General features: G+C 60.8%; 14 protein-coding genes. 5 read left to right on the top strand and 9 right to left on the bottom strand.

The genetic code is table 11. The annotated features are described in order from the left end of the window. Positions 1-68: 68 nt before the first annotated feature. Both ACSSVH_RS12260 and ACSSVH_RS12255 read right to left on the bottom strand, forming a co-directional pair. Positions 69-452: a DUF1294 domain-containing protein gene (locus ACSSVH_RS12260; protein WP_169952859.1), complete on the bottom strand. Its 384-nt coding sequence runs from the start codon at positions 450-452 to the stop codon at positions 69-71. After that, complete coding sequence (locus ACSSVH_RS12255) at positions 452-1,282, bottom strand: undecaprenyl-diphosphate phosphatase (protein ID WP_169952464.1); 831 nt, start codon at positions 1,280-1,282, stop codon at positions 452-454. Before ACSSVH_RS12255 ends, ACSSVH_RS12260 begins: the two co-directional genes overlap by 1 nt. Positions 1,283-1,532: 250 nt before the next feature. Between ACSSVH_RS12255 and ACSSVH_RS12250 the strand changes: the two genes are divergently transcribed. The 3 genes from ACSSVH_RS12250 (at position 1,533) to ACSSVH_RS12240 (ending at position 4,356) form a co-directional block, all read left to right on the top strand. Continuing rightward, a complete protein-coding gene (locus ACSSVH_RS12250) occupies positions 1,533-3,167 on the top strand; it encodes a methyl-accepting chemotaxis protein (protein ID WP_170041491.1) in 1,635 nt (544 codons plus the stop codon). Positions 3,168-3,271: 104 nt separating this feature from the next. Then, complete coding sequence (gene pnuC, locus ACSSVH_RS12245) at positions 3,272-3,835, top strand: nicotinamide riboside transporter PnuC (RefSeq protein ID WP_169952469.1); 564 nt, start codon at positions 3,272-3,274, stop codon at positions 3,833-3,835. Further along, positions 3,832-4,356, top strand: a complete 525-nt coding sequence (locus tag ACSSVH_RS12240) for an AAA family ATPase (protein ID WP_492634710.1) — start codon at positions 3,832-3,834, stop codon at positions 4,354-4,356. The genes pnuC and ACSSVH_RS12240 overlap by 4 nt, the downstream gene beginning before the upstream one ends. A 5-nt stretch (positions 4,357-4,361) precedes the next feature. Here the strand turns inward: ACSSVH_RS12240 and pvdQ are convergent, their stop codons facing one another. After that, a complete protein-coding gene (gene pvdQ, locus ACSSVH_RS12235) occupies positions 4,362-6,650 on the bottom strand; it encodes a bifunctional acylase PvdQ (protein WP_492634607.1) in 2,289 nt (762 codons plus the stop codon). A 252-nt stretch (positions 6,651-6,902) separates the two neighbouring features. Between pvdQ and ACSSVH_RS12230 the strand changes: the two genes are divergently transcribed. Continuing rightward, positions 6,903-7,283, top strand: a complete 381-nt coding sequence (locus tag ACSSVH_RS12230) for a fe2+ zn2+ uptake regulation protein (RefSeq protein ID WP_169952473.1) — start codon at positions 6,903-6,905, stop codon at positions 7,281-7,283. A 1-nt stretch (position 7,284) separates the two neighbouring features. On the opposite strand, the gene ACSSVH_RS12225 is transcribed toward ACSSVH_RS12230, so the two are convergent. Next, entirely contained in the window at positions 7,285-7,479 is a 195-nt protein-coding gene (locus ACSSVH_RS12225) for a hypothetical protein (RefSeq protein ID WP_057440092.1), read from the bottom strand. 266 nt (positions 7,480-7,745) lie between these two features. Between ACSSVH_RS12225 and ACSSVH_RS12220 the strand changes: the two genes are divergently transcribed. Next, positions 7,746-11,279: a membrane-targeted effector domain-containing toxin gene (locus ACSSVH_RS12220; RefSeq protein WP_492634606.1), complete on the top strand. Its 3,534-nt coding sequence runs from the start codon at positions 7,746-7,748 to the stop codon at positions 11,277-11,279. A 66-nt stretch (positions 11,280-11,345) separates the two neighbouring features. Here the strand turns inward: ACSSVH_RS12220 and ACSSVH_RS12215 are convergent, their stop codons facing one another. The 5 genes from ACSSVH_RS12215 to ACSSVH_RS12195 are packed head-to-tail and all read right to left on the bottom strand — an operon-like array spanning position 11,346 to position 16,918. Further along, complete coding sequence (locus ACSSVH_RS12215; protein ID WP_169952477.1) at positions 11,346-12,119, bottom strand: enoyl-CoA hydratase; 774 nt, start codon at positions 12,117-12,119, stop codon at positions 11,346-11,348. Positions 12,120-12,133: 14 nt separating this feature from the next. Beyond that, entirely contained in the window at positions 12,134-13,261 is a 1,128-nt protein-coding gene (locus ACSSVH_RS12210) for an acyl-CoA dehydrogenase (protein ID WP_115128144.1), read from the bottom strand. Between the two features lie 9 nt (positions 13,262-13,270). Continuing rightward, complete coding sequence (locus ACSSVH_RS12205) at positions 13,271-14,464, bottom strand: acetyl-CoA C-acyltransferase (RefSeq protein ID WP_492634605.1); 1,194 nt, start codon at positions 14,462-14,464, stop codon at positions 13,271-13,273. A 12-nt stretch (positions 14,465-14,476) separates the two neighbouring features. Further along, positions 14,477-15,244: an SDR family NAD(P)-dependent oxidoreductase gene (locus ACSSVH_RS12200; RefSeq protein ID WP_492634604.1), complete on the bottom strand. Its 768-nt coding sequence runs from the start codon at positions 15,242-15,244 to the stop codon at positions 14,477-14,479. A gap of 21 nt (positions 15,245-15,265) precedes the next feature. Then, positions 15,266-16,918, bottom strand: coding sequence for an AMP-binding protein (locus tag ACSSVH_RS12195; RefSeq protein ID WP_169952483.1), 1,653 nt, complete (start codon positions 16,916-16,918; stop codon positions 15,266-15,268). Positions 16,919-16,970: the final 52 nt, after the last annotated feature.

The raw sequence follows: 16,970 nt of genomic DNA, 5'->3' as shown, positions 1-16,970 counted from the left end.
ACAGCTTGATCATCGAGACATGCACATACCCCTGTGGGAGCGCAGCTTCGCTCCCAAGCCCCACACAGCTAGAAGACCGCCAGCAGCGTGCCACCCAGAAACAACTGATCGATCCAGAACACCTGGTGCAGCACCACGATCAACCAGAACACCACCTGATACGACACCTTGCGCGTCTTGTGGCGAAACACCTGCTGTGCGACCAACGCACCGGGCCAACCACCGGCCAGCTCCATCGCGTGCAGGATCTTTTCCGGGGTGCGCCAGCTGTCGCTCTGGGCCTTGCGCTTGTCGCTCCAGTACAAGCAAAACGTCACCACACTGACCAGCCCATAGGCCGCCAGCGGGATCAGCGACACCCCGCGATACGCCAGCAGTGCCGCGCCAAACAACGGCACGGCACACAACAGCACAAACACCAGGGCCTTGAAGCGCGGATGCTGGATGGTCATCACGCCTTGGCCGCCGCCCAGTCAATCCAGCCGAACTGCCAGGTGGCCAGGATCAGCAAGCCGAACGCAATGCGGTACCAGGCAAACACTGCGTAGCTGTGGCTGGCGATGAACTTGAGCAGACCGCGCACCGCAATCATTGCGAAGATGAACGAGACCACAAAGCCGAGGGCGAACACCGGCAGGTCCGCAGGCTGGAACAGCTCACGGTACTTGTAGCCCGAATACACCGCCGCGCCGACCATGGTTGGCATTGCCAGGAAGAACGAGAACTCGGTCGCCGTCTTGCGCGACAGGCCGAACAGCAGGCCGCCGATGATGGTCGAACCGGAACGCGACGTGCCCGGAATCATCGCCAGGCACTGGGCAAAGCCGACTTTCAAGGCGTCTTTCCAGGTGATGTCATCGACGGTTTCGGCATGGATGACATGCTCGCGGCGCTCGGCCCACAACATGATCACCCCACCGATCACCAGCGCAGTGGCCACGGTGATCGGGTTGAACAGGTATTCGTGGATCAGGTCGGCAAAAATCACCCCCAGCACCACCGCCGGCAGGAAGGCGATCAGCAGGTTGATGGTAAAGCGCTGGGCGTTGCGCTGGGTCGGCAGGCCGGTCACCACGTCAAGGATCTTGCGCCGGAACTCCCAGACCACCGCCAGGATGGCGCCCAGTTGAATGATGATGTTGAACGCCATGGCGCGTTCGCCACCGAAGTCGAGCAAATCGGCGACGATAATCTGGTGCCCGGTACTGGAGATCGGCAAGAACTCCGTCAGCCCTTCGACAATGCCAAGTATCAGTGCCTGAAAGGCGGTCCAAAGATCCATTATTCCCCCAAAAGGTCATGCGACGGCATGCCTCGTTGATATTTTCTAGGTGTTCACTAACGATGAGCACGCTGCAAGGCCGCGCGCAGGATCAAGGCTGAACTGCAAAAATTCTGTGAAAAATCAGGCAGCACTCAGGTTTTTTGATTCCGGGCCGAAAGCCTATCAGACAAGCCCGGATTTCGCTTCGCGTTATCACTGGCTGATCAACGCAGCACCGAAAATTATAAGAACGCGGAGTGACAAGACTATGAATAGTTTGCGCAATATGTCGATCAGCCGGCGCCTCTGGATGATCCTGATAGTCGCCGTGTTGATGTTGCTGACCCTGGGTTTGCTGATGCTCAAGCAGATCCACGACGACCTCTACCAGGCCAAGAGCCAGCAGACCCAGCATGTGGTACAGACCGCCAGCGGGATTCTGAATTTTTATCACAGCCTCGAAACCACCGGCGTACTGACCCGCGAAGCCGCGCAGAAGCAAGCCCTGAGCGTGGTGCGTGGGCTGCGCTATGACCAGGATGACTATTTCTGGATCAATGACCTGACGCCGGTGATGATCATGCACCCGGCCAACCCCAAGCTTGACGGCCAGAACCTCTCGGCCATCCGTGATCCGGACGGCTTTGCGGTGTTCAACGAATTCGTCACCCTGGCCAAGGCCAAGGGCGCCGGCATGGTCGATTACCGTTGGCCGAAACCTGGCGCGGCTGAGCCCGTGGCCAAGACCTCTTATATCCAGTTGTTCGAACCCTGGGGCTGGATCATCGGCTCCGGCGTCTATGTAGATGATGTGCAGGCACAGTTCCGTGGCCAGGTGTGGGAAGCCTCGCTGATCGGCCTGGGCATTGCGCTGATCATGGCCCTGCTGGTGGTGCTGATTGCCCGCAGCATCGTGCGCCCGCTGCAAGAAGCGGTGCATGCCATGGCCAACATCGCCAGCGGTGAAAGCGACCTGACCCGCAGCCTCGACACCCATGGCCAGGACGAGGTCACGCAACTGTCGCGGCACTTCAACACCTTCACTGCCAAGCTGCGCCAGGTGGTCAGCCAGTTGCAGGTGTGCGCCAATGCCCTGGGCCAGTCGTCCGCCGAACTGGGCAGCAACGCCAGCCAGGCCCATGACCGCAGCCAGCAGCAGTCCCAGCAGATGGAGTTGGTGGCCACCGCTATTAACGAAGTGACCTACGGCGTGCAGGACGTGGCCAAGAATGCCGAACACGCCGCCAGCGAAATGCGCGATGCCCAGACCCAGGCCGAACAGGGCCAGGTCAATATCGACGGCAGCCTGCAACAGATCGACGCGCTGTCCGGCACCATCAGCCAGGCGGTGGAAGTGATCCGCACCCTGTCCACCGAAAGCACGCAGATTGGCGGGGTGCTGGAGGTGATTCGCTCGATTGCCGACCAGACCAACCTGCTGGCCCTCAACGCCGCCATCGAAGCCGCCCGCGCTGGCGAACAGGGCCGTGGTTTTGCCGTGGTTGCCGATGAGGTGCGCCTGCTGGCCCAGCGTACGCAAAAGTCCACCGCCGAAATCCAGAGCATGATCGAACGCCTGCAAGGGCATTCCGAAGCGGCAGTCAAGGTGATCAGCGACAGCCACCAGGCCTCGCAACTGACCATCGAACAAGCCGGCCAGGCGGGCGCCAGCCTGAATGCCATCGGCCAGGCCCTGCGCAACCTCAACGGCCTCAACGCCTCGATTGCCAGCGCAACCCTGCAACAGGCCCATGTGGTGGAAGACATCAACCAGAACGTGACCCAGGCTGCCGGCCTGTCCCACAGCACTGCGCTGGCGGCCCAGCAGTCGAGTGTGGCCAGCGTGCACCTGAAGGACTTGAGCGAAGAGCTCAACGGCCTGCTGCGCCAGTTCAAGGTCTAACGCCCACTGTGTAGGGGCTGGCTTGCCAGCGCCTACAGGGGTTCTGCATTTGCCTGGGAGGTTGGGTACAATCGCCCTCCTCTTCGACTCTTCCAAGGAATCCCATGTCCGGGCTTGAACTGTTTGCCGCCGCGCTGGGGGTGATTGCCGTCTGGCTGACGGTCAAGCAGAACCCATGGTGCTGGCCGATCGGCCTGGTCATGGTGCTGCTGTACACCTGGGTATTCTTCGAAGTGAAGCTGTATTCGGACATGCTGCTGCAAGTGGTCTACGCCGGCCTGCAAGTCTACGGTTGGTGGCAGTGGACCCGCGCCGGCGAGGTCAAGCAAGGGCGCCAGGTCACCCGTCTTGGCGGCCAGGCCATCCTCCTGAGCCTGACCATTGGCGCCGTGGGCAGCCTGCTGCTGGGCGCCGCCATGGCCCACTGGACCGATGCCGCGCAACCCTGGCTGGATGCCGCCCTGACCGGTTTCAGCCTGGTGGCGCAGATGTGGATGGCGCAAAAACGCGTGCAATGCTGGGCGCTGTGGATTGTGGTCGATGTGATTTTTGTCGGCCTGTTTGTCTACAAAGGGCTGTACCTGACAGCCGCGCTCTACGCCTTGTTCACCGTGATTGCCGTGCAAGGCTGGCGCGAATGGCGCGCCGACCCGGCGTTGCGCACATGAAGGTGCTGGTGATGGCAGGCCCCGAGTCCAGCGGTAAGAGCTGGCTGGCCGAGCAGCTGCAAGCGCATTTCGGCGCGGTGCTGGTGGGCGAATATGTGCGCTATTTCATCGACCATTACCAGCGTGACACGACCCTGGCCGACATCCCGGACATCGCCCGTGGCCAACTGGCCTGGGAAGATGCCGGCCGCGCCCGGCAGCCGCAACTGTTGATCCTCGACACCCACTTGCTGACCAACAAGCTGTGGAGCCTGACCCTGTTTGGCGATGCCCCGGCATGGCTCGATGAGGCGCTGCTGGCACGCCACTACGACCTGCACCTGCTGCTGTCGCCCGAAGGCATTGGCTGGACCGCCGATGGCCAGCGCTGCCAGCCGGACCTGGCAAACCGCCAGGCCTTCTTCCAGGCCAGCCGCGACTGGCTGGAGCAGCATCACCAGCCCTTCAAGGTGATTGGCGGCGATTGGCAGGCGCGGCATGACCAGGCCTTTGCCGCCGTGACGCGCCTGCTCGCCGACTAAATCCCCTACTCGTGGATCACCTGCCGTTGATACTGCGGATCAGCCTTGATCTGCTGCTCGGTAAACGGCAACGGGCTGAGCTTTTTCGCGGAGAACGCCTGGGTCTGGTCCTTGAAGTGGGGCGACGCCGGATCGCTGGACAGCGAGAACGCCAACACGCCTTCGGCCTTGGGCCCCTGGTCGTCGAAAGTGACAATCTGCAAGTAACTGCTGCCGCTGACCACCTCGCGCTTGCCATCTGCCCTCGGCACGCTTTGCATGGCGTTGTAGATGCCCAGCTCCTGCGGCCCGCCATGCATCGGCGTGCTGCCCGAGACCTGGATATCGCCCCAGCGCGCGCCCTCCTGCAAGCCCGACTCGCTCACTTGGGCGATTGACGCCATCATCGCCTCACGCAATGCCTTGGCCACCTGCGGCTGTTCGAGGAGCAAGCCGCGTGGGGTGGTTTGCGCGTGATCCGGGTCGAACGCAACGCGCCACACATCCGGCACTTGCTGCATGTGCTCCATGACCTGGATGAAATGCACCAGGCCCAGGCCGCTGTCGAGGTTGGCTTTCTGGTCCCAGTCCTTGAGACGGGTGCACAGAGGTTTCAGGGGTTCATCCGTCTGTTGCGCGCAGAACTTGAGCAAATCCGGCATCACCTGGCCGGCCAGGTACACCTGGTTGTCCAGCACCATATGTTGCAGGTCAGCGATGGTGATCGGCTGTTTGTCCAGGTCCTGCAAGCGCTGCAAGGCAAAACGCGAACGGGCGCCCAGGGCTATGTGATCCTGGCTGATCACCGGCGAGAAGCCGGCCAGCGGCGCCTTGGGGTTGGCCATCCAGGCCGAATCATTGGAGTGCTGTACGTAATCCCGGCGTTCCAGCTGCGGCAGTTGATCAGCGGCGAAGGTCCCCGGCTGCGCCGCGCGCGGGTCGATATCCCAGGCGCAGGCACTGTGGGCACCGTCGAGCATGATCATCTGCAGGCCTGCACGCGGGTCGCTGCATTGCTCGAGTTTTTTTGCACTGACGTTCGGTACCACCGACAGGTTCATGTACAGGCTCTGCCCCTGATCGTCCGCTGCCAGGGTGTTGACCCAGGGAATGCCTTGCAGGCGGTGTACCGAGGCTTGCAAGTCCTTGAGGCTGCGGGCCTGGTTCATCGCGTACCACTGTTGCAGTACGCGGTCATTACCCAGGTTGGCATCACGCAGGCTGAAAGCGTATTGCCCGTTCCAGTCGAGCTTGCCCGGCCATTGCACCACCGGCCCGAACTGCGAACTGTAGACCGTCTGGGTGTGGGGCTCGGCACCCTTGACCTGCACGGTCACCTGGGTTTTCTGCAGGGGGATCGACTTGCCGTCAAGCAAGTAGCGGGTCGGGTCCTTCGGGTCCAGGGTCAGGCGATACAGGGTGAAATGTTTGGATGTGTCCACCGTATGGGTCCAGGCCACATGCTGGTTGAAGCCGATATTGACCACCGGCAGGCCCGGCAAGGCGGCGCCCATTACATCCAACTGGCCAGGGATGGTCAGGTGCATCTGATAAAAGCGCATGCCGCCGATCCATGGGAAATGCGGATTGGCCAATAACATGCCGCGCCCATTGAACGAGCGCTCGCTGCCCACCGCCACGGCGTTGCTGCCGCGATCCAGGGCAAAGCGCTGCTGCTTCAAGGTGGCGACCTCAAACGCTCGCGCATTGCCCTGCACCGCCACGCCTGGCTGGGGCGGTGTCGCCCCCGCCAAGGCCTCGGCAAATTGCCCCACCCCACCTTCCACCAACAACCTGCGGGTCAGCTTGACCAGGTCATTGGTAGTGATTGGCCGCACCCAGGCGCCCTGGCACTGCATCGGCCGGTCCTTTGTCCCGCGTTCTTGCAGGTAACGGTTGTACCCCGCCACATAACCTGCAAGACGCTGCTGCATCTGCGGGGTCTGAGCCTTCCAGAATGCCGTCACTGCTTCGGGCGTATTGAGCCAAGTAAAGAACACATCGCTGGTCAGGTTGTTGCGCTCTTCCAGGGTCGCCTGCTCGGCACCGAAGTAGCGAGCGCGCTGGCCATTGACCGTCACCACTTCGTTGGCCAACAGGCACAGGTTGTCCTGCGCGTAGGCATAGCCGATGCCATACCCCAGGCCTCGCTCATCGTTGGCGCGGATATGCGGGATACCAAACCCGGTGCGGCGGATATCGGCGCTCAGCGCACCCGCCTGCACGTCGCTCACCTGGCGGGCCGTCGCACACAGGCTCACCCCCAGCAACACACCCGCCACGCAAACCCTGGACAACCCGTTGGAAATAATCACGCAGACCCCATCATCAAGCCAAATTGAACGCCCAAGGCGGGGCCGACTCGCCAATGCCAGCCCATGGATAGAGACGTAGAAATCCGCAGAAATTTAGGCCGCGCGCGGCTTATTTACCGGCGCCAGGAATGTGACAGACGTGATACTGACAAAATTTATACAGGTTGGACTTCATGATTTGCGCGACTCATACGTCTTATTAACTAAGAGCACCATCATTTTCCTGATCAGGCTCTGATAAGGAGTTTTTGCATGTACAACCCGCAACTGCCCACGGACGGACATTTTATGGCACACGACGCCGCTTTCGGCGCGGATACCCAAGCCTTCGCCAAGGCAACCGAGCATCAAGGCAACCAACGCATCCGGCATCTGCTCAAGTGTTTTGGGTTGCGCACCAGCCTGATCCGGCTGAAAGTCATCGACGCCCTGCTCACGGCAGCCGACAACGGCCGCTCGCTGGGGGTACGGGGCGTGCACAGCCATTTGCTGGAACTGGGCATCCCGTTATCGTTTCTCAGTGTGCGCGAGGTGCTCAAGCGCCTGTGCAGCGAGGGCTTGATCACCCTCAACAGCGATAAAAGCTACAGCCTCCATGAAGAGGCTGTGAAGGTCCTGGATTCCGGTGCCTGACTTACAGGTTGGGCTTGACCTTGCGGCGCATGATGCCGTTGATCACCACCACAATCACTGCCACGGCAATGGCGATGTACTGGAACGTCTTCTCACTGATGGCGCCGATGTTCTGCAAATAGGACAGGCCAAACATCGTGCCGAGGACGACCAGGGAAATTAGAATCGAGTAAATCAAGCGTTGCTTCTGGGTCATGACGGGTTCCTGAAACCTGAAAGTTGTATCCACTGTTTATCGCAAGCCATGCCAAGGGCATACCCTATTTCGGGGATGACTCAGGGTGGGCGTGAATTCATGTTACAGGCGATCAGCCACTTTGGCTTGTCTTGCACCCGATCACCTGCCAGTTATCTCTGTTGACAATTCACCGTGGGATAAATCGGACCAGCTTCGCCACTTAGCCTGGGAAAACTGAAGGCCTGAATGCTTTCAGAAGTGTCGTCCCACACAGGTGAACCGCGATGCCCCCAATTGCAGTAATACCTTTCACTCCAGGTTTTGCGACAAACGGAATATCCCCTTCCCCCAGGGCGCTCCAGGCAGCGGTTGAGCCATCAACCGTCGTGCACAACACGCCACCTACCCAGGCAGAAACCCGCAGCCCCGACCTGAAGCGGGCCCTTGGGGACCAGCGTAACTGGCAATCCCTGACGCAGCTTCTTGACCAGGCGGCCCAAGGCCTGGCACCCGAAGCCGACGCGCAAGCCGTGGCGTCAGCGTTGGCCGGGGTGACGTTTACCCCTGACGTCGACTCTTCGTATGTTCAGCAACAACCTTCCCGGGATACAACCACCGTCGACCTTGAACGGTTCTTGATAAAGAGCGAGGTCAGACTGCCGCGTACCCGAACCGAATTGTTGGACCTGGCTAAAGCTATGACAATTCAGGCGTTGCAGCCGCCATACGGCAATTACGGTGGTGGACTGTCCTGGCCTTTACCCCTGAGCGTTTCGCAACAGCAGTCTATCCTCACGCTCTTCACGACCAACTCGGCAGGCTTATCAGACCTCCCCTTGATAGACCATCGCGCCGGGCCGCTGGGTTATCTTGCCGACGCCGTGCCGTTGTCCGGGGCCGAACTCCAGGACCCCGGCCAGGCGCTGGAAAAACTTATCCAGTCACCCCGCGGGCAAGCGCTGGGGCAGGCAATCCAAACTCATCTTAACGGTGTCCAGACACCAAGCAGCACCCGCGACTACGTGTTGACAGCAATCAACCTGGGGCTCGATTCAGAATCCATCAGCCACCCCCAGAGAAATACAGTCGCAGGCTTTGACCTCGCCCAGGAGCAACATTGGGGCAAGTCGCCCTCCTCTATTGTCAACGCCCTGCGCAACCATCTGGTCACGACCGGCAAGGCCACCATGGCGACCGCTCAACTGGGAGCGCATCTGTTGCTGGCGCGTCTTGCACCTCAGTTCCTGGTCAAGGATATCCCTGACAAAGTGACCTATGGCAGCCAGTCCTGGGCCAGCTTTCACCTGGCGGTGGCAAAGATAGAAGCCAGCACACCAGGCGTTACGCCACAGATGAGTTACGCCCAGGTCATGAGCATCGCCGATGCCAGCGATGCATCTGTTTACGATGCAACCCAAACGGCTGTGTTAATTGACTGGGCGGTTGCCAACGGCGTTCTCGATAAAAAAGATGACAGCCTTTACAGCAGCGCTGAAATCGAACGCGCCCGCAGCGACTTCAACCAGCAACTGGATGAGCGGGCAACTGCTTCGAGCCAGCTGCGCACGCCCATACCCGACCTGAAGCAAATCGCGCTGGCCAAGCTTGAGCAACAATTTGGCAAAGGCATTCCCTTCGAAGAAAAATGCATCAAGGCTGATTATTACTTTCGCAGCGCCAAGATTCATCAGGGCACCTACTCGATGCTGGACATCGCGATGATGGACCATCACGACGTTCCCAAATGGAAAACGACGGACAGTCGTATCCCGATCGACAGCCTTAACGCGCGCGAGAAAGTCAACGTATTCGACAGTTTCAAAACAGCATTCGACGACACTATCAGAATACAAAAACAAGGCATTAAAACCGCGATAAAACACATGATTGCCCAGTTACCGTTAGCCGATCGTAAAAACCTTGAGTCGGGGGAGATCCACTTCTATCAAGAAAGGACGTATACCATCGCGACGGATTTTTTTTCGCCGCCCGCCCTCACTTCAAAAAGCAAAAAAATGCTGATCAAAGTCGGACGCGATAACCCTCCAATCGTGTATGAAGTTGATCTGGCAAAAGGTGCTATCGCCCGGGGAAAACTGTCGCTGACAGAGTTCCGTAACGCCAACAGGCTCCATAGAACAGAGGAGTTCAACATCGGCGATGCCGAACGCCCAGCGCGGTTGGACGCAACTCCCGGCAGTGCGTTGCCGCCACAGAGTTTTTCCAGCGTCAGGACGCAGGATATCGCTGATGCGTTTGTCGAGGCCTTTGACCTGGATAACGCAGACGTGCTCAAACAGGCGCGGGGGGTCACCACCTTTGACGAGGAGCAAGCTTCGCGAGACAAGGTCAATGAATTGCTGTTGAACCTGATTCCGCTGAGATCGGCCATTGTCAACTTTCAACAGGGCAACTACGCCGACGGCGTGATGGATTTGGGGCTGGACCTGCTGGGTTTTCTGACCGCAGGCGCGGCAACGTCTGCCAGGGCAGGGAAAGTGGTATCGACGGCAACGTCCAGCACGGCCAAGGCACTGGGACTGGCAAGAGCGATTGGCGTTAGCGCTATCGAGGCCCTGAACCCTCTGAGCGGCGTAGGAGACTTGCTGATGGGCACAGCGCGACTCGCCAAAACGGGCGCCAAGGGAGCAGCCCATAAGATACAAGCGCTGCGGGGCAGCGCAGACAGCTATGACTTGGTGGCCGCCAGCCAAAAATACGACGCTGCAGCAACAGGCACATTCAAGTACGCCGACCAATCCGGCGACACGCTCGCGGTGCAGCAACAGGGCAAATGGTACGCCTACGATGACGGTACCCAACAGGCCTATGGCAGCCCTCTTGAAGATTTCACCCCCTTGAACACGTTGATGCCAGTCAATCGTGATTGGCTCACCCTGCATCATCCACACTCTCGGCGCTACAACCCGCTGCAACGAATCTGGCGCAAGGTCTACCCAGCGGCCCCACCACCGCCGCCAAAAGCACTACCCACTGGGGATTACGCACTCAGCATGAAGGGAAAATGGCAGGGTAAGCACTTCTCAAGCCAAAATGCGTTAGTTGATACCGCGTTGAAATTTGAGAGCGATATGCATGCCTACTTCAACTCGGCAAATGCAGGCAACATCCCACCACGGCCTGCGATTCCATCTATCCCCACCCCCGTTCCATCATCAGAGGTAATCACCAAAGGATTACAGGCATCCGATGGCCTGGTGTTTGGAGAGAACCATGGAGAAAGGGCCAGCTTCCAACTCCTCTACGACAACATGGATTTATTCGTTCGGCAAAAAGTAAAAAGGGTCTATATCGAAGGCGTGGCGGATTACCCTTCAGGCATCAGGGACGACGGTATCGGCTGGCTTGGGGACACAAACCAGAAACGCACCCAACCGAACTTTGAAGAACTTAAACGCAAGTTCGAAGAAAATGGCATAGAGGTGCTTCCTCTGGACCATGTCTATTTAACACAACGATATAACCCAACACTCTCCACAAAAGAATACAGCGTTGCTGATGCCAAGGAGCGGCTCGAACGATTCAACTATTACGCCGCACAAACCATCAAGGCAACCAGCGGCGGTGAGAAGTGGATCGCCTTGGTCGGCCGGTTCCATACAAATACCCAGTTGGGGGTGCCCGGCATGGCTGAATTGACTGGAGGCCTGAGCATCGGCATTTTTCCAAAAAAAATGACCGGTCCCAGCGATGGATTGACCAATACGTTTGTTGTGCCACCGGGCCACGTACCGGGTCCGACGACTCCGATGGGGGACCTGACAATCTCGTTTCAGGTCAGGCACCCCCAGCCTTGATCAGCATATAGATATGAAACACAGGTCCTACGCCGGACCTGTATTTCAGATGATTCTACCCGCGCATTACTTGTCCTTGAACTCTGGAGTGCGCTTGGCCACGAACGCGGCCATGCCTTCCTTCTGATCCTGAGTGGCAAAGGCTGCGTGGAACACCCGGCGCTCAAAACGCACACCTTCCGAAAGGCTGACTTCAAAAGCGCGGTTCACGCTTTCCTTGACCATCATGCTGATCGGTACCGATTTGCTGGCGATCAGCGCCGCAACCTTGAGCGCCTCGTCCAGCAGTTCGTCCGCCGGCACAATCCGCGCGACGATGCCGCAACGCTCGGCCTCCACCGCATCGATAAAACGCCCGGTCAGGCACATTTCCATGGCCTTGGCCTTGCCCACCGCACGGGTCAGGCGCTGGGTGCCGCCCATGCCCGGCAGGACGCCGAGGTTGACTTCCGGCTGGCCGAACTTGGCCGTATCGCCGGCCAGGATAAAGTCGCACATCAACGCCAGTTCGCAGCCGCCACCCAGGGCAAAACCGTTGACCGCCGCGATGATCGGCTTGCGGCGGTTGGCCACACGGTCGCTGTCGCTGAACAGGTCGTCGAGGTAGATCTGCGGGTAGGTCAGCTCGGCCATTTCCTTGATATCGGCGCCAGCGGCAAAGGCTTTCTTGGAGCCGGTCAACACGATGCAGCCGATCTCGGGATTGGCTTCCAGGCTGTCCAGGGCCTGGTTCACTTCGCTGACCAATTGCGCGTTCAAGGCATTCAGCGCTTGCGGGCGATTGAGGGTAATCAGCCCGACACGGCCTTGAACGTCGAGCAAAATGGTTTCGTAACTCATCGATCCGTTCCTCTTCAAAGATTGCGCGAAATGACCATGCGCTGAATATCACTGGTGCCTTCATAAATCTGGCAGACCCGCACATCACGGTAGATCCGCTCCAGCGGGAAGTCGCTCAGGTAACCGTATCCGCCCAGGGTTTGCAAGGCGGCAGAACAGACTTTCTCAGCCATTTCCGAGGCAAACAGCTTGGCCATGGACGCCTCCACCAGCGCAGGCTTGCCGCTGTCGCGCAGGGCGGCGGCGTAGTGCACCATCTGCCGGGCCACGGCGATCTGGGTGGCCATGTCCGCCAGGCGAAACGCCACGGCCTGGTGCTCGATCAGCGGCTTGCCGAAGCTTTCCCGCTCGCGGGCGTAATCACGGGCCGCTTCAAACGCGGCGCGGGCCATGCCCACCGATTGCGAGGCAATGCCCACGCGACCGCCCTCAAGGTTAGCCAGGGCGATTTTGTAGCCTTCGCCCTCCTCGCCCAGGCGGTTGGCGACCGGCACCTTCACATCCTCAAACAGAATCTGGCAGGTGTCGGATGCATGCTGGCCAAGCTTGTCCTCGACCCGCGCGACGGTGTAGCCAGGCGAGTCGGTGGGCACGATAAACGCGCTGATCCCACGCTTGCCGGCCGCAGGATCGGTCACGGCAAACACAATCACCACCCCGGCGTTCTGCCCGGAGGTGATGAACTGTTTGCAGCCATTGAGCACGTAGTGATCGCCCTCCAGGCGCGCGCGGGTCTTCAGGCTGCTGGCATCGGACCCGGCCTGGGGCTCGGTCAGGGCAAACGCACCGAGCATCGCGCCGCTGGCCAGGGGCTTGAGGAATTGTTCTTTCTGCTGGTCATTGCCGAACTTGAGGATGGGCACGCAGCCCACCGAATTGTGCACGCTCATGATGGTCGAGCAGGCGCCATCACCGGCCGCAACCTCTTCCAGGGCCATGGCATACGCCAGGTACCCAGTGTCGCAGCCGCCCCACTGTTCCGGCACGAGCATGCCGAAAAAGCCCAGCTCGGCCATCTCAGCGATAGCCTCCCTGGGGAAGCGATGCTCGCGGTCCCACTCGGCAGCGAACGGTTTGAGCCGCTCCTGGGCGAATTGCCGGGCCGCATCGCTGATTTGCAGTTGTTCGTCATTGGGCAACATATAGCTTCCTTAATCCAGGCACTCGATAGCCATGGCCGTGGCTTCACCGCCGCCGATGCAGATGGCGGCAACGCCGCGCTTGAGGCCCCGCTGGCGCAGCGCCGAAAGCAGGGTCACGAGGATACGCGCACCGGATGCGCCAATCGGATGCCCCAGGGCGCACGCGCCACCGTGGACGTTGACCTTGTCGTGGGGGATTTCCAGCTTGCTCATGGTCACCAGGCTGACCACGGCAAAGGCCTCGTTGATCTCGAACAGGTCGACGTCACCCAGGCTCCAGCCGGTCTTGCTCATCAGCTTGCGAATCGCCCCCACCGGTGCCACCGGAAACAGCCCCGGCTCATCGGCAAAGGCCGCGTGGCCGTGGATCACTGCCAGGGGCTTGAGCCCGCGCTTTTGCGCTTCGGACTGGCGCATCAAAAGCAAAGCCGCCGCACCGTCGGAGATCGAGCTGGAGTTGGCCGCCGTCACCGTGCCGCCTTCGCGGAACGCCGGCTTCAAAGTGGCGATCTTGTCCAGGCGCGCCTTGGGCGGCTGCTCGTCGTCAGTGATGGTCTTTTGTTCCTTGCCCACGGTGACCTGCACCGGGACGATCTCGGCGCTGAAGCGCCCGGCACTGATTGCCTGCTGCGCGCGGGTCAGCGAGGCAATGGCAAAGGCATCCTGGGCTTCGCGAGTAAAGCCATTGGCTTCGGCACAATCCTCGGCAAAGGTGCCCATCAGGCGGCCCTTGTCATAAGCGTCTTCGAGGCCATCGAGGAACATATGGTCCAGGACCCGGCCATGGCCCATGCGGTAGCCGCTGCGCGCACGGTCCAGCAGGTAAGGTGCGTTGGACATGCTCTCCATGCCGCCTGCAATCACCACCTGCACGCTGCCGGCCAGCAGCGAGTCATGGGCGAGAATCGTCGCTTGCATGCCCGAACCGCACATCTTGTTGAGGGTGGTACAACGTGTCGATTTATCCAGGCCGGCCCCCAGCGCTGCCTGGCGTGCCGGCGCCTGACCGAGACCTGCGGGCAGCACGCAACCGAACAGCACTTCATCCACGGCGTCGTGGGCGATACCAGCGCGCTCGACGGCAGCGCGAATCGCGGCGGCGCCCAGTTGCGGCGCGGTCAGGCCCTTGAGTTCGCCCTGGAAGCCGCCCATGGGTGTGCGTACGGCGCTGACAATAACAATCGGGTCGTGGAGCTGAGTCATGACAAATCCTCCTTACTTGGCCGCCATGCGCAAGGCACCGTCAAGACGGATCACCTCGCCATTGAGCATGCTGTTTTCAATGATGTGCCGGACCAGCGCGGCGTACTCGGCCGGCTTGCCCAGGCGTGGCGGGAACGGCACACCGGCCGCCAGGGAATCGCGAACTTCCGGGGTCATGCCGGCCATCATCGGCGTTTCAAAGATGCCCGGGGCGATGGTCATCACGCGGATGCCGAAGCGCGCCAGTTCACGGGCGGCCGGCAGGGTCAGGCTGGCAATCGCGCCCTTGGACGCCGCATACGCAGCCTGGCCGATCTGCCCGTCGAAGGCCGCCACCGAAGCGGTGTTGATGATCACGCCGCGCTCACCGTCGGCATCGGCCGGGGTTTCGGCAATCGCCGCCGCCGCCAGGCGCAGCAGGTTGAAACTGCCGACCAGGTTGACGTTGATCACCTGGGCAAAGCTGGCCAACCCATGCGGGCCGTTCTTGCCGAGGATTTTCTCGCCACGCACCACGCCTGCGCAGTTGATCAGCCCATGCAGGCCGCCAAACGCTGCAACCGTTGCTTGTACTGCCCCTTCGGCGGCGGCTTCCTGGCTGATATCCGCCACCACGCTGCGCGCCTGCGCGCCCAGCTTTGCAGCCTGGGCCGCCACGGCGTCGGCGTTCAGGTCCACCAGCATCACCTTGGCGCCCGCCGCCACCAGCATCTGGGCAGTGGCCGCGCCGAGGCCCGAAGCGCCACCGCTGACCATAAATACCTTGTTCTCAATCTGCATCATTGTTTCCTTGAAGAGGGATCAAGCCGTGGTCGCTGCCTGGACCTTGGCGATTTCCTGGTTACGCAAAATAAACCGTTGCAGCTTGCCGCTCGGGGTCTTGGGCAAGTCGCTGACAAATTCGATTTCCCGTGGGTAGGCGTGGGCCGCCAGGCGCTTGCGCACATGCTGGCGCAGTTCTTCGGCCAACTCGGCATCGGCGCGGTACTGGCTGTTGATCACCACGAAGGCCTTGACCAACTCGGTACGCTCGGCGTCCGGCTTGCCGACCACCGCGGCTTCGATCACCGCCGGGTGCTCGACCAAGGCGCTTTCCACATCGAACGGCCCCACGCGGTAGCCGGAAGTGGTGATCACATCGTCACTGCGCCCGACAAAACTGATGCTGCCATCGGGGTTCAACTCCACGGTGTCGCCGCTCAAGTAGTACTTGCCGACGAAGGCCTTGGTCTTGACCCCGTCGTAGCCTTCGAACCAGCACATGGGTGACTGCTCGCGGTCGATCGCCAGGATGCCCGGCTGGCCGGCGGGCAATTCCTGGTGGTTGTCGTCCAGCACCACGATGCGGTGCCCCGGCGAGGCAAAGCCGGCCGAGCCGACATGCACCGGGTGTTCCAGGCCGTGGTGGTTGCACAGGACCATGCCCAGTTCGGTCTGGCCGTAGTGGTCGTGGATAGTCACACCCAGGTTATCGGCAAACCAGCGGATCACTTCCGGGTTCAACGGCTCGCCAGCGCTGCTGACGATGCGCAACCGGCCCTTGATCGAGCGCGCGAACTGCTCGCCACCGGCGATCAGCAGGCGGTAGGCCGTGGGCGAGCCGGTCAGGTTGGTGATCCCGTATTTGTTGATGACCCGGCAGGTGCTTTCCAGGGTGAACGGGCCATCGTAGAAGGTGATCGGATGCCCCATGGACAGCGGCCCGGTCACGCCGAAGTAGATGCCATAGGCCCAGCCCGGATCGGCGACGTTCCAGAACGCATCTTCGGGGCGCAGGTCCACGGCGTCACGGGTGTAGCTCTGGAACGCGACCAGGGCCTTGAGCGGCACGGCCAGGGCCTTCGACGGGCCGGTGGTGCCAGAGGTGAACATCAGCAGGAACGGATCGTCTGCGCCCAGCAACACCGGTTCGCACACATTCGAATAGTTGGGCAACTCGGCCCAGAAACTGAAATCGCCGCGCACAATGCCTTCGCCCTTGGCGCCGGCCACGGTGACGATGGTCGGGCAGTCGGTGACTTCGGCCAGCTTGCTGCGGTTGACCGCGTCGGTCACCACCAGCGCCGCGCCGGAGCTGTTCAAACGGTGTTCGATGGCCTTGGGGCCGAACGCGGTGAACAGCGGCTGGTAGACCGCGCCGATGCGCCAGGTGGCAAGCACCGTCACCAGCAATTCAGCAGTGCGCGGCAACAGGCCGGCCACCTTGTCGCCACGCTTGACGCCCTGGGCCAGGAGGAAGTTGGCCAAACGCGCGGCCTGATCCTGCAACTCGCTGAAGGTGACGGTGGCGCTGCGACCATCCTTGCCCTCCCAGAACAAGGCAATGCGCCCCGGCAGCACGTGCCGGTCACAGCATTCGACGCAGGCATTGAGCCCTTGCAGGTGGCCGGCCAGTGCGGCCTCGACGGTTTGCTGGTAGTTGAACTGGGTGGTCGCAGCCAAATAATCGCGCATCGTGGCAAATCCCTGTGTCTTTTGTTGTTTTGGGGGGCGTGCTTTTGCGGGG

The sequence above is a fragment of the Pseudomonas sp. HC1(2025) genome (genome assembly GCF_058742075.1).
This window is presented reverse-complemented; position numbering and strand designations above follow the sequence as displayed.